Genomic DNA, 18,815 nt, shown 5'->3' with positions numbered 1-18,815 from the left:
TGCAGGCGCGCGGCAGCGCGCGCGCCTTGCCTGGCGGGGGTGCGCGGCGATCTGGAGGCGAAACGATGCAGCCCCTATTTTCGCCGCGTTCGCCCCCGTTCACCCCGTTACTGCCCGTCACCGCGGTTCGAACACGTGATGCAGCGCCGGCGGCGTCGCACCGTCGCGGATATTCATCTCGAACGTCTTGCGCGCGACGCTCGACGGCCGCACGTCGACCGCGTCCAGGTAGAACTGCGAATACCAGTCGCGCATCTGGTACAGCGGCCCGTCGCCTTCGCACAGCAGCGGGTTGTCGATGCGCGTCTTGCTGTGCCAGATGTCGACGTCCTCGTAGAACGCGCGCTGCGCTTCCTTCACGTATGCGTTCGCGATCTCCATGTTCTGCGCGTCGCTCAGGCCGGCCACCTTCTTCACGATCACGCCGTAGCGCAGCTCGAAGCTGTTCATGTCGATCGGCACGTGGCAGTTCAGCAACACCGAGTGGATCGGCTGCCCGCCGCTCTGCCCCGTCATCTGCGTGATGTGCACGGCCGGCCCGAAATACGTCGACAACGCCGTCAGGCTGTCGCCGCCGAGCTTCTCGCTGCGGCCGACCATCAGCTGCGTCGCCTTGTGATCCTCGAACAGGTTCGCGAAATAGTCGATCGGTGCGCGGTGCACGGTCGCGAAGTGCGCGACGTCCGAGATGTTGTCGACCAGCTCGCGGCAATTCGCCTGGATCACCATCTTGTCGACGACCCAGTCCGACCATTCGTCGGAGAAGCACACGTCGAGGCGCGGAATCGCGACTTCCGGCGGCGGCGCGTTGCCTTCCGGGTCGTTCCACACGAACAGCAGGTTGTTTTCCTCGCAGGTCGGCCACGCGCCGATGCGCGCCTTCGGCGGAATCCGCTTGCAGTACGGGATCGACGCGCACTGCCCTTCGCCGTTCCACGCCCAGCCGTGGAACGGGCACACGAGGTTATCGCCTTCGACCTTGCCGAGGCTCAGGTCGGCGCCCATGTGCGGGCAATACGCGTCGACGACGTTGATCTTGCCGGTCGAATCGGCGAACGCGGCGAGCTTGCGGCCGAAGACGTTCAGCGTATGCGGCTTGCCGTCCTTGTAGTCGCGGGCGAGCCCGAGGCAGTGCCAGCCGCGCGCATAGCGCTGCGCGAGCGGCTGGGCTTCGATCTTGTAAGGGCGTGCGGACATGTGGGTTGACTCCTCTTGGTGGGACGCGCGGCGGCCCGCCGCGCACCGGGTAACGGGGGTTGCGTCGCTCAGCGCACCGGATTGCCGGGTTCGAGCGTGCGTGTCGGCTTGAGCGCGGGTGTCGGCGCGACCTGCGGCGATGCCGGCTGCGGCTCGTGCGACACGCGGCGCTCGGCGCGCTCGACGCCGAGCCATGCGGCCAGCGCGGGCAGCAGGAACACCGCGCCGAACAGGTTCACGAGGAACATGAACGCGAGCAGCACGCCCATGTCGACCTGGAATTTCAGCGCGGAGAACGCCCAGGTGCCGACGCCGATGAACATCGTGACGGCCGTGAACAGCGCCGCGGTGCCGCGCTGGCGCATCGCGTCGGCGAATGCGTCCGGCAGCGTCGCACCGTGGCGGATGTCGTGCTGCAGGCGTTCGTACAGGTAGATCCCGTAGTCGACGCCGACCCCGACACCGAGCGTGATCACCGGCAGCGTCGCGACCTTCAGCCCGATGCCGAGCCACGCCATCACCGCGTTGCACAGGATCGACACCAGCGTGAGCGGCACGATGATGCACAGCACCGCGCGCCACGAGCGGAACGTGACCGCGCACAGCAGCGCGATCGCGCCGAAGATCGACAGCAGCATCGCGATCTCCGCGTCGCCGACCGCCTCGTTGGTCGCCGCCATCACGCCGACGTTGCCGCCCGCGAGCCGGAACGCGACGTTCGGCGTGGGGTTCTCGGCCGCGAAGCGCTTGATCTCGTCGACGATGTGCGCGATGGTCGTGCCTTCGTGGTTCTGCGTGTAGATCAGCACCTGGATCGCCTTGCAGTTCGCGGTGTTCATCCCGTTGTCGGGATCGAACGCATTGGCGCCCTGCGTGAGCCCGTCGCTGGAGCGCGGCAGCGCGGCCCAGCGCGGGTTGCCTTCGTTGAACGCGGCGATGAACACCTTGCCCTGCGACGACACGCTCGTGACCGACTGCACGCCGGCCACACCGCGCATGTTCATCTCGAACTTCTCGATCGCGCTCATCACCGGGTAGTGCAGGCACGCGTCGTCGAAACCGGTCGTCTCGACGATCACCGACAGCACGTCGACACCGATGTTGTACTGGTGCGTGATGGCGGCGTTGTCGATGTTGTAGCGCGAGTTCGCGCGCAGCTCCGGCGCACCGGTACCGATGTCGCCGATCTCCAGCTTGCGCGACTCGAGCGTGCCGTATGCGAGCAGCGCGAGCGCCACGGCGAACACGCCGAGCGCCGGCGCCGGCCGCGCGAACACCGCGAAGCGCGACCACTTCCCGCTGCCGCCCGCAGCGGCCGTGCGCTGGGCGCGCGCGAGCGTGCCGCGCTCGAGGCGCGTGTACGACAGCAGGATCGGCAGGAACACCTTGTTGGTGACGATCATGAGCAGCACGCCGAGGCACGCGGTGATGCCGAGCTCGCGCACGATGTCGATCCGGATCCGCATGATCACCATGAAGCCGAGCGCGTTGGTCAGCAGCGCGACCGTGCCCGGCACGAACAGCTTGCGGAACGCGTCGCGCGCGGCTTCGACCGACGACGCGCCGCGCACCAGCGCCTGCTTCCACGCGTTGGTCATCTGCACCGCATGCGACACGCCGATCGAGAAGATCAGGAACGGCACGAGGATCGACATCGGGTCGATGCCGAGCCCGAGCAGCGGCAGCGCGCCGAGCAGCCAGACGACCGGCAGCAGCGCGACGACGAGCGCGAGCACGGTGGTCTTCAGCGAGCGCGTATAGGCGAACAGCAGCGCGGCCGTCACGAGGAACGCCAGCGCGAAGAACGCCATCACGCCGGCGATCCCGGCCTCGACGTCGCCCACCAGCTTCGCGAAGCCGATGATGTTGACGTCGATGCCCTGCTTCGCGTAGCGCGCACGGATTTCCTCGAGCTGGCGCGCGACCGCGCTGTAGTCGAGCCGCTTGCCGGAGGCCGGATCGGTCTCGCGCAGTTCCGCGCGGATCAGCGCCGACTTCAGGTCGTTGCCGACCAGCCGGCCGATCTGCCCGGAGCGCGCGACGTTGCGGCGCACCTTCGCGAGATCGTCCGGGTTCGCGCTCGAGAACTGGCCGGGCACGACCACGTCGCCGCGAAAGCCGGCTTCGGTCACTTCCGTGTAGTGGACGTTCGGCGTGAACAGCGAGAACACGCGCGAGCGGTTCACGCCGGGGATGAAGAACACGTCGTCGGTCGCGTGGCGCAGCGCGTCCATGAACGTCTGGTTGTAGATGTCGCCGTCGCCCTTCCAGCGCAGGCTGACGAGGATCGTGTTCGCGCCGGGGAACGCGCCCGCGTAGCGCTCGAACACCTGCATGTACGGGTGCTGCATCGGGATCATCTTGTTGAAGCCCGGATCGAGCTTCAGGCGCGTCGCGGACAAGCCGAGCGCGAGCGTCACCGCGACGCACAGCAGCATCAGCAGCCGGCGCTGCCGGATGATCGTGTCGGCGCAGCGCTCGACGAACGCGGCGAGGCGCGATGCGGGAACGGCTTCGGTGGGGTGTGACAGGTCGTTCATGGATTTCTCGGGTCGGAACGGACGGGACGGACGATGCGGGCGAAACGGATCGGCTCGGCGAGGCGAACGGAAGCGGGCGACGGCGAGCGCCGCCGCCGCGCATCAGGACGGCGACGCGGCGAGCGGCGCGACGCCGGCCTCTCCGCCGAGCAGCAGCGCGCCGGAGCCCATGTCGAGCACGGCCGCGAGGCTCTGCACGCCGCCGAGCTTGCGCACGTCGAAGGTCAGGCCGCCGTCGCGCGACGCGACGATCGCGCCGCCCTGGCCGACCAGCACGAGTTCACCGTCGGCAAGCTGGGTCGCGCCGAAGTACGACACCGGCACGCGGCTGTCGACGTGCGTCCAGGTCGCGCCGCGATCGGTGCTGCGCAGCACGTTGCCGCGCATGCCGTACGCGACCCAGTCGCCGTTCGCCAGCATCAGCGCGCCGAACAGCGAGCCTGCGTACGGCGACGGGAGTGTGTCCCAGGTTGCGCCGTTGTCGGTCGAGCGCAGCAGCGTGCCGCTCTCGCCCGCGATCAGCAGGTTGCCGTGGCGGTCGCCGACAATCGCGTTCAGGTGGCGGTCGCCCGCCGGCGTCTTCAGCGGCTGCCACGTGAGTCCGGCATCGTCCGAGCGCAGCAGCTGGCCGAAACTGCCGGCCGCGAACAGCGGGCCGTTCGCGCTGCCCCAGACGGACAACAGCGGATCGGAACGCGCGTGGTCGCTGTGGACCTCGCGCCAGTGCACGCCCGCGTCGTCGCTGCGCACGATCCGGCCGTCGTGGCCGACCGCGATGCCGAGCGTCGGCGTGATGAAGCTCACCTGCGTGAGCGTCGAGCCCTGATCGGGCGTGACCGAGGCCGGCCGCCAGCGACGGCCCGCATCGTCGCTCAGCAGAATCACGCCGCGCTCGCCGACCGCGACGATGCGCGTGCCGGCGCGGGCGAGCCCGTTGATCTGCAGGCGGTCCGCATGGATCGCGGTGACCGGGAACGCCGGCAGCGGTCGCGGCGAGAACGCGAACAGCGCGGCGCCGAGCACAAGCGCCGACATCGTGAGTCCTGGCAAGGTACGTTTCATCGGTTGTCTCCTGTCCTGGCAAGCGGCCCGGGCCCGCGCCGACGCGCTCGCCCTGCCGCTGCAAGTCTCCGGGCCGTCGGTCGTTGCCGCGGCCTCGCATGGTTCCGAATGGATGGCGGCCGTTCCGGGCTGCCGGTCCGGCAGCCGGTGCGGCTGCGTCGAATGCCGTTACGCGCCGACCTCGAACAGCGCGGCGGCACCCATCCCGCCGCCGATGCACATCGTCACGACCGCATGCCGCACGCCGCGGCGCGCGCCTTCGAGCAGCGCGTGCATCGTCATCCGCGTGCCCGACATCCCGAACGGGTGGCCGAGCGCGATCGCGCCGCCGTCGACGTTCAGCCGCTCGTCGGGAATGCCGAGCGTGTCGCGGCAATACAGCGCCTGGCACGCGAAGGCCTCGTTCAGCTCCCACAGCCCGACGTCGCGCACGGTCATCCCGAAGCGCGCCAGCAGCTTCGGGATCGCGAACACCGGGCCGATGCCCATCTCGTCCGGCTCGCAGCCGGCCACGGCCAGCCCGCGGAAGGTGCCGAGCGGCGCGAGCCCGCGACGCGCGGCTTCGGCGCGCGACATCACGACCACCGCCGCCGCGCCGTCCGACAGCTGCGACGCGTTGCCGGCCGTCACGAACTCGCCCTGCTCGACGACTTTGCCGCCGCTCCACGATGGCTTGAGCCCCGCGAGCCGCTCGGCCGTCGTATCGGCGCGCACGCCTTCGTCGCGCGCCGCGCGCACGGCCTCGTGACCGGTCAGGTTGCCTTCCTTGTCGAACAGCGCGCGCATCACGTCGAGCGGCGCGATTTCCGCGTCGAAGCGGCCGGCCGCCTGCGCGTCGGCCGTGCGCTGATGGCTCTGCAGCGCGAATTCGTCCTGCGCCGCACGCGAGATCCCGTAGCGGCGCGACACGATCTCGGCGGTTTCCATCATCGCCATGTACGCGGCCGGCTGGTGGTCGAGCACGGCCTGCGAACGCGCGCGGTAGCCGTTCTTGTGCTTGTTCTGCGTGAGCGAGATCGATTCGACGCCGCCTGCGACGACGATCCGCGCGTCGCCCGCGCCGATGCTGCGCGCGGCGCTCGCGATCGACATCAGGCCCGACGAACACATCCGGTCGATCGCCATGCCGGGCACCGACGCCGGCAGCCCCGCCGCCGCGGCCGACAGGCGGCCGATGTTGTAGCCCTGCGTACCCTGCTGCGCGGCGCAGCCGATCAGCACGTCATCGACGTCGACCGGCGCGACGCCCGCGCGTTCGAGCGCGGTGCGCACGACGTGGCCGCCCAGCGCGGGCGCCTCGGTGTCGTTGAACATGCCGCGAAACGCCTTGCCGATCGGCGTGCGTGCGACGGAAACGATGACTGCGTCTTCCATGAGCTGGCTCTCTGAATCTGGAACTAGAAGTAGTAACGGCTGATGGTGTCGGCAACGCAGCCGGGCTTGCCTTCGCCTTCGATCTCGACGGTCACGCGGATCCACGCCTGCACGCCGCCTTCGAGCGGCTCGACGCGCAGCAGCTCGCCGACGCCCCGCACGCGCGCGTCGACCTTCACCGGCGCCGGGAAACGGATCCTGTCGCAGCCGTAGTTGACGCCGAGCCGCGCGCCGTCGATGCGCACGATCTGCGGCAGGAAATGGTTGACGAGCGACAGCGTCAGGTAGCCGTGCGCGATGCACGCGCCGAACGGGCCGTCCTTCGCCCGCACCGGGTCGACGTGCACCCACTGGTGATCGCCCGTCGCGTCGGCGAAGCCGTCGATGCGGATCTGGTCGATCGCGAGCCACGCGCTCGCGCCGAGCGTGCAGCCGACGGCCGCCGCGAGTTCATCGGGATGCGCGAACACGCGGGGCGTCGCGCGCACGGGGTCGAGGGTCGTCTCCATCATGCGTGCTGGTTGCTGACCGACAGCACTTCGCCCGTCATGTACGACGCGTAATCGCTTGCAAGGAATACCATCACGTTCGCGACCTCCCAGACTTCGGCGGCGCGCCCGAAGGCTTCGCGCGACGCCAGTTGATTCAGCAAGTCGGCCGAGGCCGACTTCTTCAGAAAATCGTGCATCGCGATGCTCGGCGCGACTGCGTTGATGCGCACCCCGTAAGGCGACGCCTCGAGCGCCGCGCAGCGCGTGAGCGCCATCACGCCCGCCTTCGCCGCCGCGTAGTGCGCCTGTTCCGCCTGCGCACGCCAGCCGAGCACCGATGCGTTGTTGACGATCGCGCCGCGGCCGCGGGCCTGCATGTGCGGCAGCATCGCGCGCGTCATCCGGAACGTCCCGGTAAGGCTAATGTCGATCACCCGCGACCATTCGGCATCGTCCATTTCGACGATGCGTTTGGCGCCGCCGAGCCCGGCGTTGTTGATCAGTACGTCGACGCCGTCGAGCTTGTCCTGTGCATCCGCCACGAGGGCCTGCACGTCGTCCTCGACCGCGACGTTGCACAGGCGGCCATAGACCTGCCGCAGCCCCGTTTCGGCACGCAGCGTCTCCACTGCCTGTTCGAGGCGCTTCTCGTGGATGTCGGAGATGAACAGCGCGCGGCAGCCTTCCTCCGCGCAGCGGCGCGCGGCCGCGAAGCCGATGCCGGCGCCGGCGGCGGCCGTGATCAGCACCGATTTGCCGGCGAGCAGCTGGTGGCCCGGCACGTAGGCCGGCGCTTTCTGGATCTGGGTTTCGGTCATGCTGTGCCTCGTGGTTCTCTGGGCATGCCGAGCCCGCGCTCGGCCATGATGTTGAGCTGGATTTCGTTGGTGCCGGCGTAGATCGTGTCTGCGCGGGAGAACAGGAATACGCGCTGCAGATGGGTGAGCTTCTCGTCGGCCGGATCGATCACGTTCGCGCGCGGCCCGAGCGCGTCCATCGCGAGCTGGCCGAGGTCGCGGTGCCAGTTCGACCAGAAGTACTTGTAGATCAGCGCCTCGCGGCGCAGCGGTGCGGTGGCGCCGCCGTTCGCGTCGGCCGCGCCGGACAGCATCCGTAGCGCGTTGTAGCGCATCACGCGCAGCCCGGCCCACGCGCGGCCGATCCGCTGGCGCAGCACCGGGTCGCGGTCGGCGCCCGATTCCCGCGCGGCGTCGATCACCCATTCGAGCTCGCGGACGAACTGCATCTGCTGGCCGAGCGTCGACATCCCGCGCTCGAAGCCGAGCAGCGTCATGGCGATCCGCCAGCCGTCGCCCGGCGCGCCGACCAGGTCGCGTGCTTGCGCGCGCGCACCGTCGAAGAACACTTCGTTGAATTCGGCGCCGCCGTTGAGCTGCCTGATCGGGCGGATCTCGATGCCCGGCTGGTCGAGCGGCATCAGCAGGAACGACAGCCCCTTGTTGCCCTTCGATGCCGGATCGGTGCGCGCGAGCACGAAGATCCAGTCGGAATCGTGCGCGAGCGACGTCCACACCTTCTGGCCGTACACGTGCCACGTGCCGTCCGCGTCCTGCTCCGCACGCGTGCGCACGTTCGCGAGATCGGAGCCCGCGCCCGGCTCCGAGTAGCCTTGGCACCAGAACTGCGTGCCGGCGAGAATGCCGGGCAGAAAGCGCGCGCGCTGGTCGTCGGTGCCGCACGCGACGAGCGTCGGCCCGAGCAGCCCTTCGCCGATATGGCCCATCCGGCCGGGGCCGCCGGCGCGCGCATATTCCTCGTGGAAGATCACCTGCTCGGCGACCGTGAAGCCACGGCCGCCCGCGTCGGTCGGCCAGCCGAGGCCGGTCCAGCCACCGTGCGACAGTTCCCGTTCCCACGCCTTGCGCAGTTCCGGAAACGCTTCCTCGTCGCCGGGGCCGCCGCGAAATTTCAGGCAGGCGAATTCGCCGGTCAGGTGCGACTGCACCCAGTCGGCGACTTCGTGCCGCAATTGCTGTTCGCGCGTTTCGCTGTTCATTGGAGTGCTCCCGTGCGCGCGGCGGACGCACGCGTGGCCATCGACGCCTGTGCCGATGTCGGTGCCGCCTCGCGCCGCGACGTGTCGCCGTCGATCGCGTGGCGTGCGAGCCATTCGAGCAGTTGCGGCGTGCTGCCGAACTGCGCGAGCGACGCCTGCGCGCGCTTGAAGTAGAGATGCGGGTCGTATTCCCACGTGAAGCCGACACCGCCGTGCAACTGGATCGCTTCCTGCGCGCAGAACGCATACGCGTCGTTCGCGGCGGCTTTCGCAGCCGCGACGTCGCCGCGCACCATCGCGCCCGGCACCGCCCCGCCCGCTTCCGCATCCCATGCGTGCGCCGCGCCGAGCACGGCCGAGCGTGCGGATTCAATCAGCACCATCATCTGCGCGCAGCGATGCTTGACGGCCTGGAACGACGCGATCGCGCGGCCGAACTGCACGCGCTGGCCCGTGTAGTCGAGCGTCAGGTCGAGGCATTGCTGTGCGCCGCCGAGCTGCTCGGCGGCCAGCGCGAGCGCCGCGAACCATCCGGCGCGCTCGAGCACCTGCGAGGCAACGGCGCCGCCGGCGAACAACGCCTCGCGGTTCACACGGATTTCGTCGAGGACGATGCGCGCGATCGGCCGCGTCGCGTCGAGCGTGTCGAGCGGCGTGATGCGCAGGCCGGGCGCCATCGCGACGTCGATCGCGAACAGGCCGATCGACTGCCCTTCGTTCGCGATCCGCGCGGGAATCAGCAGCAGATCGGCGCGCGCGCCGTCGATCACCTGTTCGATCGTGCCGGACAGCGCATAGCCGCCCGCTGCTTCTTCCGCGACGACCGGCAACTGCCCGGCACCGGCCGGAAGCTCGAACGGCAATGCCAGCGTCGCGCTGCATGCACCTTCGGCGATCTTCGCGAGCCAGCCGGTCGCGGGCGGCGAGTCGGGGCAGCTCGCCAGCGCGGTCGCAGCCAGGCACGCCGTCGAAAAATACGGCACGCACGCGACGCGCCGGCCGAGCTGCTCCATCAACAGGGTCTGTTCGACCGCGCCGAGCCCCATCCCGCCTGCCGCCTCCGGCAGCGACAGCGCGTTCCAGCCGAGCTCGCCTGCGAGCGCGGCCCACAGCGTGTCGTCGCGGCCGGCCGATTGCTCGAGCGCGCGGCGCACGTCGGCGGACGCACTGCGTTCGGCGAGCACGTCGGCCGCAGCGTCGCGGATCATCGCCTGTTCGTCGGTGAGCGCCAGATCCATGCCTCAGCTCCCGTAGACACGCTGCGCGGGACGCGCGTCGGCGAGCAGCCGCGCGACCGCCGGGCCGACCTCGGCCGGCGCCCAGCGCGCGCCACGGTCGACGCTCGGGCCGGTGCGCCAGCCTTCGGCGACCGCGATCATCCCGCCTGCGACCTCGAACACCTGGCCCGTCACGTCGGCCGACAGCGGGCTGCCGAGCCACACGACGAGCGGCGCGACGTTGGCCGGATCGAAGTAGTCGAAGCCGCCGTCCTCGGGTATCTTCATCATGTCGGCGAACACGCCTTCGGTCATCGACGTGCGCGCGGCCGGCGCGAGCGCGTTCACGCGCACGCCGTACCGCTGCAGCTCGGCCGCCTGCATCAGCGTGAGCGCCGCGATGCCGGCCTTCGCCGCGCCATAGTTCGACTGACCGATCGACCCTTGCAGCCCGGCGCCGGAACTCGTGTTGACGATGCGCGCGTCGACCGGATTGCCGGCCTTCGCGGCGTCGCGCCACACGCGCGCCAGCACGTTCGACAGGCAGAAGTGGCCGCGCAGATGCACGCGCATCACGTCATCCCAGTCGGTTTCGGTCATGCTGGTGAACATCTTGTCGCGGCAGATGCCCGCGTTGTTGACCAGCACGTGCACGTCGCCGAACGCTTCGCGCGCGGCATCGACGATCTGCTGCGCTGTGTCGATCCTGGTGATGTCGTCGGCATTCGCGAGCGCGCGGCCGCCGCGTCGTGCGATCTCGTCGCACACGGCTTGCGCGGCCTCGTGGCGGATGTCGTTGACGACGACCGCCGCGCCTTCGGCCGCGAACGCGAGCGCGTATTCGCGCCCGAGCCCGCCGCCGGCGCCGGTGATGATGGCGGTGCGTCCGTTACAGATTCCCATGCTTGTGCCTCCTGGATCGAGAGATCGTGAAAGTGCCGCGCTCACAGGCGCTCGATGATCGTGACGTTCGCGAGGCCACCGCCTTCGCACATCGTCTGCAATCCGTAACGGCCGCCGATACGTTCCAGTTCGTGCAGCAGTGTCGTCATCAGCCGTGCGCCGGTCGCGCCGAGCGGGTGACCGAGCGCGATGCCGCCGCCGTTCGGGTTGGTTTTCTCGTGCGGGAAGCGCGTGTCGGCGAGCCACGCCTGCGCGACCGACGCGAACGCCTCGTTCATTTCGACAACGTCGATCCGCGACCAGTCGAGCCCGCTCTTCTTCAACGCGGCCTTGGTCGCCGGAATCGGCGCGGTGAGCATCCACAGCGGATCGTCGCCGAGCACGCTCAGGTGGTGAATGCGCGCGCGCGGCGTGAGCCCGTAGCGCTTCAGCGCGTCCTCCGACACGATCAGCAACGCGGCGGCCGCATCGCAGGTCTGGCTCGCGACGGCGGCCGTCAGCGAGCCGCCCGGCATCAGCGGTTCGAGCGTCGCCATCTTTTCCAGCGACGTGTCGGGTCGCGGCGTTTCGTCGTGCATCACGCCTTCGAGCGGCACGATTTCCCGCTTGAAATGGCCGGCCTCGATCGCCGCCACCGCGCGGCGGTGGCTTTCCAGCGCGTAACGCTCCATCGCGTCGCGCGACAGGTTCCAGTGATCGGCGATCCGCTGTGCCGCGACGAACTGCGACACCGGCGCGTCGCCGAAGCGCGCGCGCCAGCCGGTGCTGCCCGAGAACGGGTCGTTGAAGCCGAGTGGCGCCGCGCTCGTCATCGCGGACGAGATCGGGATCTGCGTCATCGTCTGCACGCCGCCCGCGACCACCACGTCCTGCACGCCGCTCATCACGGCCTGCGCGGCAAAATGCACGGCCTGTTGCGACGAGCCGCACTGGCGGTCGACCGTCACGCCCGGCACCTGCAGCGGCAGCCCGGCCGCGAGCCAGCAGGTGCGCGCGATGTTGCCGGCGAGCGGGCCGATCGTGTCGACGCAGCCGAATACCACGTCGTCGTATTCGTCGGCCGGAATCGCGTTGCGTTCGACGAGCGTCTTCAGCACGAAGCCGCCGAGGTCCGCCGCATGCACGTGCGCGAGCCCGCCCTTGCGGCGGCCGGTCGGCGTGCGCAGCGCGTCGACGATATAGGCTTGTTTCATCAGTGGGTTTCCTCGAAGTCGAAGGTCTGCGCGGGGCCGATCGGCAATGCGCGGCCGACGATCGCGTCGGCCACGCGGGCCTTGTGGAATGCGTTGTCGCCCCAGCTGCCGGAGAGCGCCCAGATCCGCTTCATGAAGATCTGCAGGTCGAGCTCCCACGTGTAGCCGATCGCGCCGTGCACCTGCATCGTGTGGCGCGCGGCCAGTTGCGCGGCGGCGGTCGCCGCGAGCTTCGCGTGCGACACCAGCACCGCGCGCTGCGGATGATCGTCGGCGATCGCCTGGGCCGCGCGCGCCACCACCGGCCGCGCGAACTCATAGCGAATCGCGACGTCGGCGAGCAGATGCTTGAGCGCCTGGTACGAGCCGATCGCCTTGCCGAACTGCTTGCGCTGCGCGCTGTAGTCGATCGCGACGTCAAGCACGCGCTGCGTGAGGCCGAGCAGCTGCGCCGCGACTGCAAACGCGCCGTGGTCGAGCGCGCGATCGAGCAGCGGCGCGGCTTCGTCGGCGCTCGCGATGCGCGTGGCCGCCGACGGCTCCCAGTCGAGCGTGAACAGGCGCCGCGACGGGTCGACGCTGTCGACCGGGCGCCACGCGCACTGCGCGGGATCCACGCGGTGCAGCTCGCCGCGGTGCTCGCACAGCAGCGCTTGCGCGACGTGCACGTCGGCCGCATACGGGTTCACCGGATGCACGAGCGCGACACGCGCGCGCCCTTCGGCGATGTCGCGCAGCAGCGCGTCGCGCCAGTCCGCGGCGGGCAGTCGCGCGAGCACGCCGGCCGACACGAGCGCCGTGTCGAGCAGCGGCTCCGGGCTGCCGAAATAACCGTAGGTCTGCGCGAGCAGCGCCCATTCCGCTTCGGTCAGGCCGAGGCCGCCGTGCGCCTCGGGTACCGACACGGCGGTCAGCCCCTGCGACGCGAACAGCGACCACAGCGCGTCGGAGCGGCCCGTCGGCGTGGCCCACAGCTCGCGGATCAGCTCCGGGGTCATCTCGGTCATCAGCAGGCGCTTCACGCTGTCCGCGAGCGCTTCCTGGTCTTCATCGAATACGAAATCCATACGATGTCCGTTCAGTGAGGGTGGCGCCTGCGCGCTTACGCGCGCGGCATGCCGAGCATCCGTTCGGCGACGATGTTGCGCTGGATCTCGTTGGTGCCCGCATAGATCGGGCCGGCCTGCGCGAACAGGAAGCCGTCGAGCCAGTGACCGAGCATCGCGTGCTGCGCGGCCGACTGCGGGACAACCTCGCCGTGCGCGCCGAGGATGTCGAGCGCGGTCTGGTGCATCCGCAAATCGAGTTCCGACCAGAACACCTTGTTGGTGCTCGACTCCGCGCCGATATGGCCGCCCTTCAGCAGCCGGCTCGCGGTCGCGTAGGTCGACAGCGCGTACGCCTGCGCATCCATCCACGCGGACACCACGCGTTCGCGCAGCGTCGGGTCGCGATCCGCGCTGTCGCGGTGCGCGAGATACAGGTCGCGCAGCGCCTGCGCGGTGCGCTGGAAACGGGCGGGCGAACGCAGCATCAACCCGCGCTCGAAGCCGGCCGTCGCCATCGCGACCTGCCAGCCCGCGCCTTCGGCCGCGAGGCGGTTCTCGACCGGCACGCGCACGTCGTCGAAGAAGATTTCCGCGAAGCCCGTCTGCCCGTTCAGCTGGCGGATCGGCCGCACCGTGATGCCCGGCGTCGACAGCGGCACCATCAGGAACGTGAGCCCGTGGTGACGCGACGATTCGGGATCACTGCGGAACAGCCCGAACAGCCAGTCGGCCCACACCGCGCGTGTCGACCAGATCTTCTGGCCGTTGAGCACGTATTCGTCGCCGATGCGGATCGCCGTCGTGCGGATCGCGGCCATGTCCGAGCCCGCGTTCGGCTCCGACCAGCCCTGCGCCCACACGTGTTCGCCCGCCGCCATCGCCGGCAGGAAGCGCGCCTTCTGCTCCGCCGTGCCGAAATCCATCAGCGTCGGGCCGAGCAGGAAGATGCCGTTCTGGTTCACGCGCATCGGCGCGTCGGCGCGCCAGTACTCTTCCTCGAAGATCAGCCACTCGATCAGGTCGCAACCGCGCCCGCCCAGCTCGCGCGGCCACGTGACCATGCTCCAGCGCCCCGAATGCAGCGTGCGCTCCCATTCGCGGTGCGCGATGAAGCCTTCCTCGGTGTCGAAGCTCGGCAGCCGCTCGCGTGGCACGTGCGCGGCGAGCCATTCGCGGATTTCCGCGCGGAACGCCTGCTGTTGCGGCGTATAGGTCAGGTTCATGCGCGTGCCTCCTCGGCTTGCGCGTCGAACCGCGCGTCGCGCTTCTCGACGAACGCGGCACGCGCCTCCGTCGAGTCGTTGGTCATGTACGCCTGCAGCGTGAAGCCCTGCTCCCAGCGGTACTTGTCCTCGAGATCGCCGTCCTCGACGCCGTTCAGCGCCTCCTTCGCGAGCCGCACCATCGCCGGGCTCTTGTCCGCGATCTTGCGGGCGATCGAGCGCGCCGCGTCACGCAGCGCATCGCGCGCGACGACCTGCTCGACCGCGCCGAGCCGATATGCTTCGGCCGCGTCGATCATCTCGCCGGTGAAGTACATCGTGCGGACCTTCTGCACGCCGAACAGTCGTTGCAGATGCGCGCCGCCCCCCATCGCGCCACGGTCGATCTCCGGCACGCCGAAGCGCGCGCAATCGGCCGCGACGACGATATCCGCCGCGCCACAGATGCCGATCCCGCCGCCGAGCACGAAGCCGTGAACAGCCGCGATCACCGGCTTCGGGTTGCGGTGCACCGCGCGGAACGTCTCGTAGTTGCCCGCGTTGACCGACACGATCCGTTCCGGATGCGCGGCCAGTTCCTTGATGTCGACGCCCGCGCAGAAGCCGCGGCCTTCGCCGCGCACGACGATCACGCGCACGTCGTCGTCCTCGCCGAGCGCATCGAGCGCCCGCGCGAGCGCATGCCAGCCCTGCGCATCGAGCGCGTTCACGGGCGGATGGGCGATCACCAGTTCGGCGATGCCGTCGGCGCGCTCGATCCGGAACGGCATCGCGCCACCCGGTTGTTTGGATGTAGTCATCTCCACTGCCTCCCTGTGATGTCTTTCAAGCCGCGTGGGTCGCCGTCGCGCCGCGCAACGCGGCCAGCGCGTCGAGCCGCTCGCCGGCTTCCACGACGATCCGCGCGATCAGCGCGTCGCACGATTCGATCGCGCCGATCATCGCGGCCGCCTGGCCGCTCGGCAGCACGCCCTCGTCCGGCCGCCCCTCGACGATCGCGCGCTGAATCAGGAACGGCGCGTTCGCGGCCATCAGCGTCTGGCTCGCCGTGTAGTCGTGCGAGCGCAGCGCCTTGATCGCGAGGCCCAGCATGTCGGTCGTGCGCAGCCCGTTCTGACGGCGCCAGGCTTCGGCCGTCTTCAGCGCGAACAGCGTGCGGCGCAGCGGGCCGAAGCGCTCTAGCTTCAGCAGATACGGGTTGTCGATCATGCGTTGCGGCAGCCCGTCGAGCGCGTCCGACACGCGGATCCGCGCCGGGTCGCCGACCGCGACGTACCGGTCGAGCGTCGCGCGCGGCACCGGCGATTCGGCGCTCATCAGGAAGCGCGTGCCCATCGCGATGCCGGCCGCGCCATACGCGAGCGCAGCAGCCAGCCCGCGCCCGTCGAAGAACCCGCCGGCCGCGACCACCGGCACGCGCACCGCGTCGAGCACCTTCGGCAGCAGCAGCGTGGTCGGCACCGAGCCCGTGTGGCCGCCGCCTTCCGCGCCCTGCACCGTCACGACGTCCGCGCCGAGCTCGACCGCCTTCGCCGCGTGCTTCGGCGCGCCGACGGTCGGCATGCAGACGATGCCGGCGTCCTTGAAGCGGCGGATCGTCTTCGCGTCCGGCCCGCGGCCATAGCTGACCGCGCGCAGCCGGTGCTTGATCGCGAGATCGACCACCTGCGCGGCGTTCTTCTGGAACATGTGGAAGTTGATGCCGAACGGCTTGTCGGTCAGTGACTTCACCTTCAGGATCTCGGCCTCGACCTGCTCCGGCTCCAGCGTCGCGCCGGCCAGGAAGCCGAAGCCGCCGGCGTTGGCGGTCGCCGCGACGAGCCGTGCATCTGCCACCCAGCCCATCGCGGTCTGCACGATCGGGTAGCGGCAGCCGAGCAGATCGCACAACGGGGTATGCAGCGTCGTGCTCATGCCGCGGCTCCGTTGACGGCGGCCGGTGCCGCATCGGTGCGTCCTTCGCCGTCGGTCTCCGCCGGCCTGCGCTGCGAGCTGGCCATCTTGCGCGCGTCGTAGCCGCCGAGGCGGTCGCCGCTGACGAGCTCGTTGTGGGCATGCGCGAAGTGATGCCATGCGAAGGCCGCATCCATCGCCGCGCGCTTGCCCTGCAATTCCTCGACGTGGTTCAGCGCCTGCTTGGTCAGCGCGAGGCCGAGACGCGGCATCGTCGCGATCTTCGCGGCGATCGCGTAAGTCGCGTCGCGCAGCCGCTCGCGCGGCACCACGCGATTGACCATGCCCATCTGGTACGCACGCTCGGCCGGCATCCGCTCGCCGAGGAACAGGAATTCCTTCGCGATGCGCGGGTTCAGTTCGTACGCATGTGCGAAATACTCGACGCCCGGAATGCCCATCCGCACGACCGGATCCGCGAAGAACGCGTCCTCCGACGCGACGATCAGGTCGCATACCCACGCGAGCATCAGCCCGCCCGCGATGCACGCGCCGTGCACCATCGCGATGGTCGGCTTCGGCAGGTCGCGCCAGCGCCGGCACATTCCGAGGTACACCTCCTGTTCGCGCGCATAGAGGAATTCGCCGCCCTCCTTGTCGACGTGGTCGTACCACAGCGACGCGCGGTCGAACGACTCGTGAATGTCGCGGCCCGGCGTGCCGATGTCGTGGCCCGCCGAGAAATGCTTTCCGGCGCCCGCGAGCACGATCGCCTTCACGGCGTCGTCGTGCGACGCGCGCCGGAACGCCGCGTCGAGCGCATACGTCATCTTCGAGTTCTGCGCGTTGTGATACTCCGGGCGGTTCATCGTGATCGTCGCGATGCCGTCCTCGACCGCGTAGTCGACGACACCTTCGCCGAACGTCATCTGGGTCGCTTCCATGTCGGACCTCATCCGCGGCGCGGCGCCGGATTGTTGCGCACGATCGTCGCGCGCAGGTTGTGAGGGTCGAGCGCACGCACGATGCGCAGGTCTTCCGCGCTCGGCGCGGCCGTCGTGCCGAGTTCCGGTGCGGCGACCAGCGGGAAACCGGTCGCATCCTGCACCTCGTCGAAACTCACGCCCGGATGCAGCGAACGCACGCGGATCGCGTGATCGGGGCCGCCGAAATCCATCACGCACAGGTCGGTGACGATGCTGCGCAGGTCGACGAAGGTCTTCATGCCGGGCAGCCGGCGCGCCGGGTTGTAGCCGACCGTGCAGACCATGTCGACTTCGCCTTCGACGAACGTGCGCTTGCCGTGGCCGCTGACGAAGAATGAATTCGCGTGATTCGTCGAGTTGCCGGGGAAGCCGCGCGCGCCGAGCAGCTGCGTCTTCGGACGCGCGTAGTCGTCGCCGAGCCACGAGATGTTCGCCTGGCCGAAGCGGTCGATCTGCGTCGGCATCACCAGCGCGTGGCGGCGGCCGTGCCACAGGCAGTCGAATACGCGTTCGTAGGTCATCCAGCCGCTCGCCTTCACGCGATGGCCGTCGGGGCGCGGGCCGAGCGGGACCGGCTCCTCGACGAGATACGCCTCGCCGTCGGTCAGCATCAGACCGTTGTTGTAGGCGAGCCGCGCGAGGCCGGCCGCGAGCCGCGGACCCGTGCCGATGCCGGTCGCCAGCACTTCGCCGTCGTCGCGCCAGAGTCGCGCGGACGCGACGATCATCAGTTCCGCGAGGGAATGGTCGAGAGATTCGCTCACAGGCGCTCCTTTACAGAATCGGCAACGGCAGCGTCGTCACATGCGGCAGGCCGCCGACGCCTTCGAGATACTGGCGCTCGTCCTGGCCGACCACGTCGCGCAGGTACGCCGCCGTTTTCGCATCGTCTTCCGCGCTCGCGCAGTACGCGCGCAGGTGCGGCAGGTCCCAGCCGTAGGCCGGCCCGCACGACGTCGGGTGCGCGCCGCCCGGCGCATGCACGACGCCGGTGACGAGCGAGCGCTCGAACGGGTTGCGTTTCGCGGCATCGAGGTCTTCGGTCGCGAGCGACGCGTCGACCGTTTCCGCCGACACGTAGCAGCGCTGCGCGGCGCGCGCCATCCACGCGTCGAAGAACGGATCGGGGCCGTCGATGCGCGTGTTGCCCATCCGGTCGGCCGCGTTCACGTGCAGCAGCGCGACGTCGAGTTCGAGTGCCGGCATCGCGAGCAGCGTCTCGCCGTCGTCGTACGGCGACTTGACCGTGCGCAGTTGCGGCGCGTGATCGAGCAGCGCGGTGCCGAGCCCGGCGCGGGTCGGCAGGAACGGCAGGCGCGCGGCGGCCGCGCGCAGGCCGAGCTGCAGCATCCCTTCGTCGAGTTCGAGCACGTCGATACGGCCGTGTTCGCGGGCACGGCGAAAATGCGGTTCGAGCGGGATCACGTCGAGCGACACGAAGCCGAACACCACCTTGCGCACCTTGCCCGCCGCGCACAGCAGGCCGACGTCGGCGCCGCCGTAGGCGACGACCGTCAGGTCCTTCAGGTTCGAGCGCGCGATCTCGCGCACCAGCGCCATCGGCTTGCGCCGCGGCCCCCATCCGCCGATGCCGATGGTCATGCCGTCGGCGAGTTGCGCGACCACGTCGCGCGCGGACATCGTCTTGTCGAGAGGTTTCATCGTCATCG

17 protein-coding genes are annotated in these 18,815 nt (G+C 69.7%); all 17 read right to left on the bottom strand.

All coding sequences use genetic code 11. The annotated features are described in order from the left end of the window. Window positions 1-117: 117 nt before the first annotated feature. Window positions 118-1,197, bottom strand: a complete 1,080-nt coding sequence (locus tag DIE08_RS24125) for a Rieske 2Fe-2S domain-containing protein (protein WP_124903960.1) — start codon at window positions 1,195-1,197, stop codon at window positions 118-120. A 68-nt stretch (window positions 1,198-1,265) separates the two neighbouring features. Further along, complete coding sequence (locus DIE08_RS24120) at window positions 1,266-3,737, bottom strand: RND family transporter (protein ID WP_124903958.1); 2,472 nt, start codon at window positions 3,735-3,737, stop codon at window positions 1,266-1,268. A gap of 102 nt (window positions 3,738-3,839) precedes the next feature. Then, on the bottom strand, window positions 3,840-4,799 hold the full coding sequence (locus DIE08_RS24115) for a sialidase (protein ID WP_124903956.1): 960 nt from the start codon (window positions 4,797-4,799) through the stop codon (window positions 3,840-3,842). Between the two features lie 168 nt (window positions 4,800-4,967). Then, window positions 4,968-6,173 (bottom strand): acetyl-CoA C-acyltransferase, encoded by a 1,206-nt coding sequence (locus tag DIE08_RS24110; RefSeq protein ID WP_124903954.1) that lies wholly within the window; start codon window positions 6,171-6,173, stop codon window positions 4,968-4,970. A 23-nt stretch (window positions 6,174-6,196) separates the two neighbouring features. After that, on the bottom strand, window positions 6,197-6,682 hold the full coding sequence (locus DIE08_RS24105; RefSeq protein ID WP_124903980.1) for a MaoC family dehydratase: 486 nt from the start codon (window positions 6,680-6,682) through the stop codon (window positions 6,197-6,199). Beyond that, on the bottom strand, window positions 6,682-7,482 hold the full coding sequence (locus tag DIE08_RS24100; protein WP_124903952.1) for an SDR family oxidoreductase: 801 nt from the start codon (window positions 7,480-7,482) through the stop codon (window positions 6,682-6,684). Before DIE08_RS24100 ends, DIE08_RS24105 begins: the two co-directional genes overlap by 1 nt. Continuing rightward, the gene (locus DIE08_RS24095; RefSeq protein ID WP_124903950.1) at window positions 7,479-8,681 is read right to left on the bottom strand and encodes an acyl-CoA dehydrogenase family protein; all 1,203 of its coding nucleotides are present in this window, start codon (window positions 8,679-8,681) and stop codon (window positions 7,479-7,481) included. The genes DIE08_RS24100 and DIE08_RS24095 overlap by 4 nt, the downstream gene beginning before the upstream one ends. Then, on the bottom strand, window positions 8,678-9,919 hold the full coding sequence (locus DIE08_RS24090; protein ID WP_124903948.1) for an acyl-CoA dehydrogenase family protein: 1,242 nt from the start codon (window positions 9,917-9,919) through the stop codon (window positions 8,678-8,680). Before DIE08_RS24090 ends, DIE08_RS24095 begins: the two co-directional genes overlap by 4 nt. A 3-nt stretch (window positions 9,920-9,922) precedes the next feature. After that, entirely contained in the window at window positions 9,923-10,801 is an 879-nt protein-coding gene (locus tag DIE08_RS24085; protein ID WP_124903946.1) for an SDR family oxidoreductase, read from the bottom strand. Window positions 10,802-10,842: 41 nt separating this feature from the next. Beyond that, window positions 10,843-11,994, bottom strand: coding sequence for an acetyl-CoA C-acetyltransferase (locus DIE08_RS24080; RefSeq protein ID WP_124622833.1), 1,152 nt, complete (start codon window positions 11,992-11,994; stop codon window positions 10,843-10,845). Beyond that, window positions 11,994-13,061, bottom strand: a complete 1,068-nt coding sequence (locus DIE08_RS24075) for an acyl-CoA dehydrogenase family protein (RefSeq protein ID WP_124903944.1) — start codon at window positions 13,059-13,061, stop codon at window positions 11,994-11,996. The genes DIE08_RS24080 and DIE08_RS24075 overlap by 1 nt, the downstream gene beginning before the upstream one ends. A gap of 35 nt (window positions 13,062-13,096) precedes the next feature. After that, on the bottom strand, window positions 13,097-14,266 hold the full coding sequence (locus tag DIE08_RS24070; RefSeq protein WP_124903942.1) for an acyl-CoA dehydrogenase family protein: 1,170 nt from the start codon (window positions 14,264-14,266) through the stop codon (window positions 13,097-13,099). Further along, window positions 14,263-15,066 (bottom strand): enoyl-CoA hydratase family protein, encoded by an 804-nt coding sequence (locus DIE08_RS24065; protein WP_059600539.1) that lies wholly within the window; start codon window positions 15,064-15,066, stop codon window positions 14,263-14,265. Before DIE08_RS24065 ends, DIE08_RS24070 begins: the two co-directional genes overlap by 4 nt. A gap of 25 nt (window positions 15,067-15,091) precedes the next feature. Then, window positions 15,092-16,180: a nitronate monooxygenase family protein gene (locus tag DIE08_RS24060; RefSeq protein ID WP_124903940.1), complete on the bottom strand. Its 1,089-nt coding sequence runs from the start codon at window positions 16,178-16,180 to the stop codon at window positions 15,092-15,094. Then, the gene (locus DIE08_RS24055; protein WP_124622842.1) at window positions 16,177-17,103 is read right to left on the bottom strand and encodes an enoyl-CoA hydratase; all 927 of its coding nucleotides are present in this window, start codon (window positions 17,101-17,103) and stop codon (window positions 16,177-16,179) included. The genes DIE08_RS24060 and DIE08_RS24055 overlap by 4 nt, the downstream gene beginning before the upstream one ends. A gap of 8 nt (window positions 17,104-17,111) precedes the next feature. After that, a complete protein-coding gene (locus DIE08_RS24050) occupies window positions 17,112-17,909 on the bottom strand; it encodes a CoA-transferase subunit beta (protein ID WP_059600542.1) in 798 nt (265 codons plus the stop codon). Window positions 17,910-17,919: 10 nt separating this feature from the next. Then, the gene (locus DIE08_RS24045; RefSeq protein WP_124903938.1) at window positions 17,920-18,813 is read right to left on the bottom strand and encodes a CoA transferase subunit A; all 894 of its coding nucleotides are present in this window, start codon (window positions 18,811-18,813) and stop codon (window positions 17,920-17,922) included. Between the last annotated feature and the right edge of the window lie 2 nt (window positions 18,814-18,815).

This window comes from Burkholderia sp. Bp9004, from assembly GCF_003858025.1.
Lineage (GTDB): Bacteria > Pseudomonadota > Gammaproteobacteria > Burkholderiales > Burkholderiaceae > Burkholderia > Burkholderia diffusa.
Note: the sequence above shows the minus strand (reverse complement) of the source record. Positions and strands in the feature narration are given on the sequence as shown.

Bases quoted from the DNA above. Each gene is read 5' to 3' on its own strand.
- DIE08_RS24055 (WP_124622842.1), bottom strand. From the start codon at position 17,103: ATGGAAGCGACCCAGATGACGTTCGGCGAAGGTGTCGTCGACTACGCG.
- DIE08_RS24085 (WP_124903946.1), bottom strand. From the start codon at position 10,801: ATGGGAATCTGTAACGGACGCACCGCCATCATCACCGGCGCCGGCGGC.
- DIE08_RS24115 (WP_124903956.1), bottom strand. From the start codon at position 4,799: ATGAAACGTACCTTGCCAGGACTCACGATGTCGGCGCTTGTGCTCGGC.
- DIE08_RS24045 (WP_124903938.1), bottom strand. From the start codon at position 18,813: ATGACGATGAAACCTCTCGACAAGACGATGTCCGCGCGCGACGTGGTC.
- DIE08_RS24080 (WP_124622833.1), bottom strand. From the start codon at position 11,994: ATGAAACAAGCCTATATCGTCGACGCGCTGCGCACGCCGACCGGCCGC.
- DIE08_RS24095 (WP_124903950.1), bottom strand. From the start codon at position 8,681: ATGAACAGCGAAACGCGCGAACAGCAATTGCGGCACGAAGTCGCCGAC.
- DIE08_RS24110 (WP_124903954.1), bottom strand. From the start codon at position 6,173: ATGGAAGACGCAGTCATCGTTTCCGTCGCACGCACGCCGATCGGCAAG.
- DIE08_RS24120 (WP_124903958.1), bottom strand. From the start codon at position 3,737: ATGAACGACCTGTCACACCCCACCGAAGCCGTTCCCGCATCGCGCCTC.
- DIE08_RS24070 (WP_124903942.1), bottom strand. From the start codon at position 14,266: ATGAACCTGACCTATACGCCGCAACAGCAGGCGTTCCGCGCGGAAATC.
- DIE08_RS24100 (WP_124903952.1), bottom strand. From the start codon at position 7,482: ATGACCGAAACCCAGATCCAGAAAGCGCCGGCCTACGTGCCGGGCCAC.
- DIE08_RS24105 (WP_124903980.1), bottom strand. From the start codon at position 6,682: ATGGAGACGACCCTCGACCCCGTGCGCGCGACGCCCCGCGTGTTCGCG.
- DIE08_RS24090 (WP_124903948.1), bottom strand. From the start codon at position 9,919: ATGGATCTGGCGCTCACCGACGAACAGGCGATGATCCGCGACGCTGCG.
- DIE08_RS24060 (WP_124903940.1), bottom strand. From the start codon at position 16,180: ATGAGCACGACGCTGCATACCCCGTTGTGCGATCTGCTCGGCTGCCGC.
- DIE08_RS24125 (WP_124903960.1), bottom strand. From the start codon at position 1,197: ATGTCCGCACGCCCTTACAAGATCGAAGCCCAGCCGCTCGCGCAGCGC.
- DIE08_RS24065 (WP_059600539.1), bottom strand. From the start codon at position 15,066: ATGACTACATCCAAACAACCGGGTGGCGCGATGCCGTTCCGGATCGAG.
- DIE08_RS24075 (WP_124903944.1), bottom strand. From the start codon at position 13,061: ATGGATTTCGTATTCGATGAAGACCAGGAAGCGCTCGCGGACAGCGTG.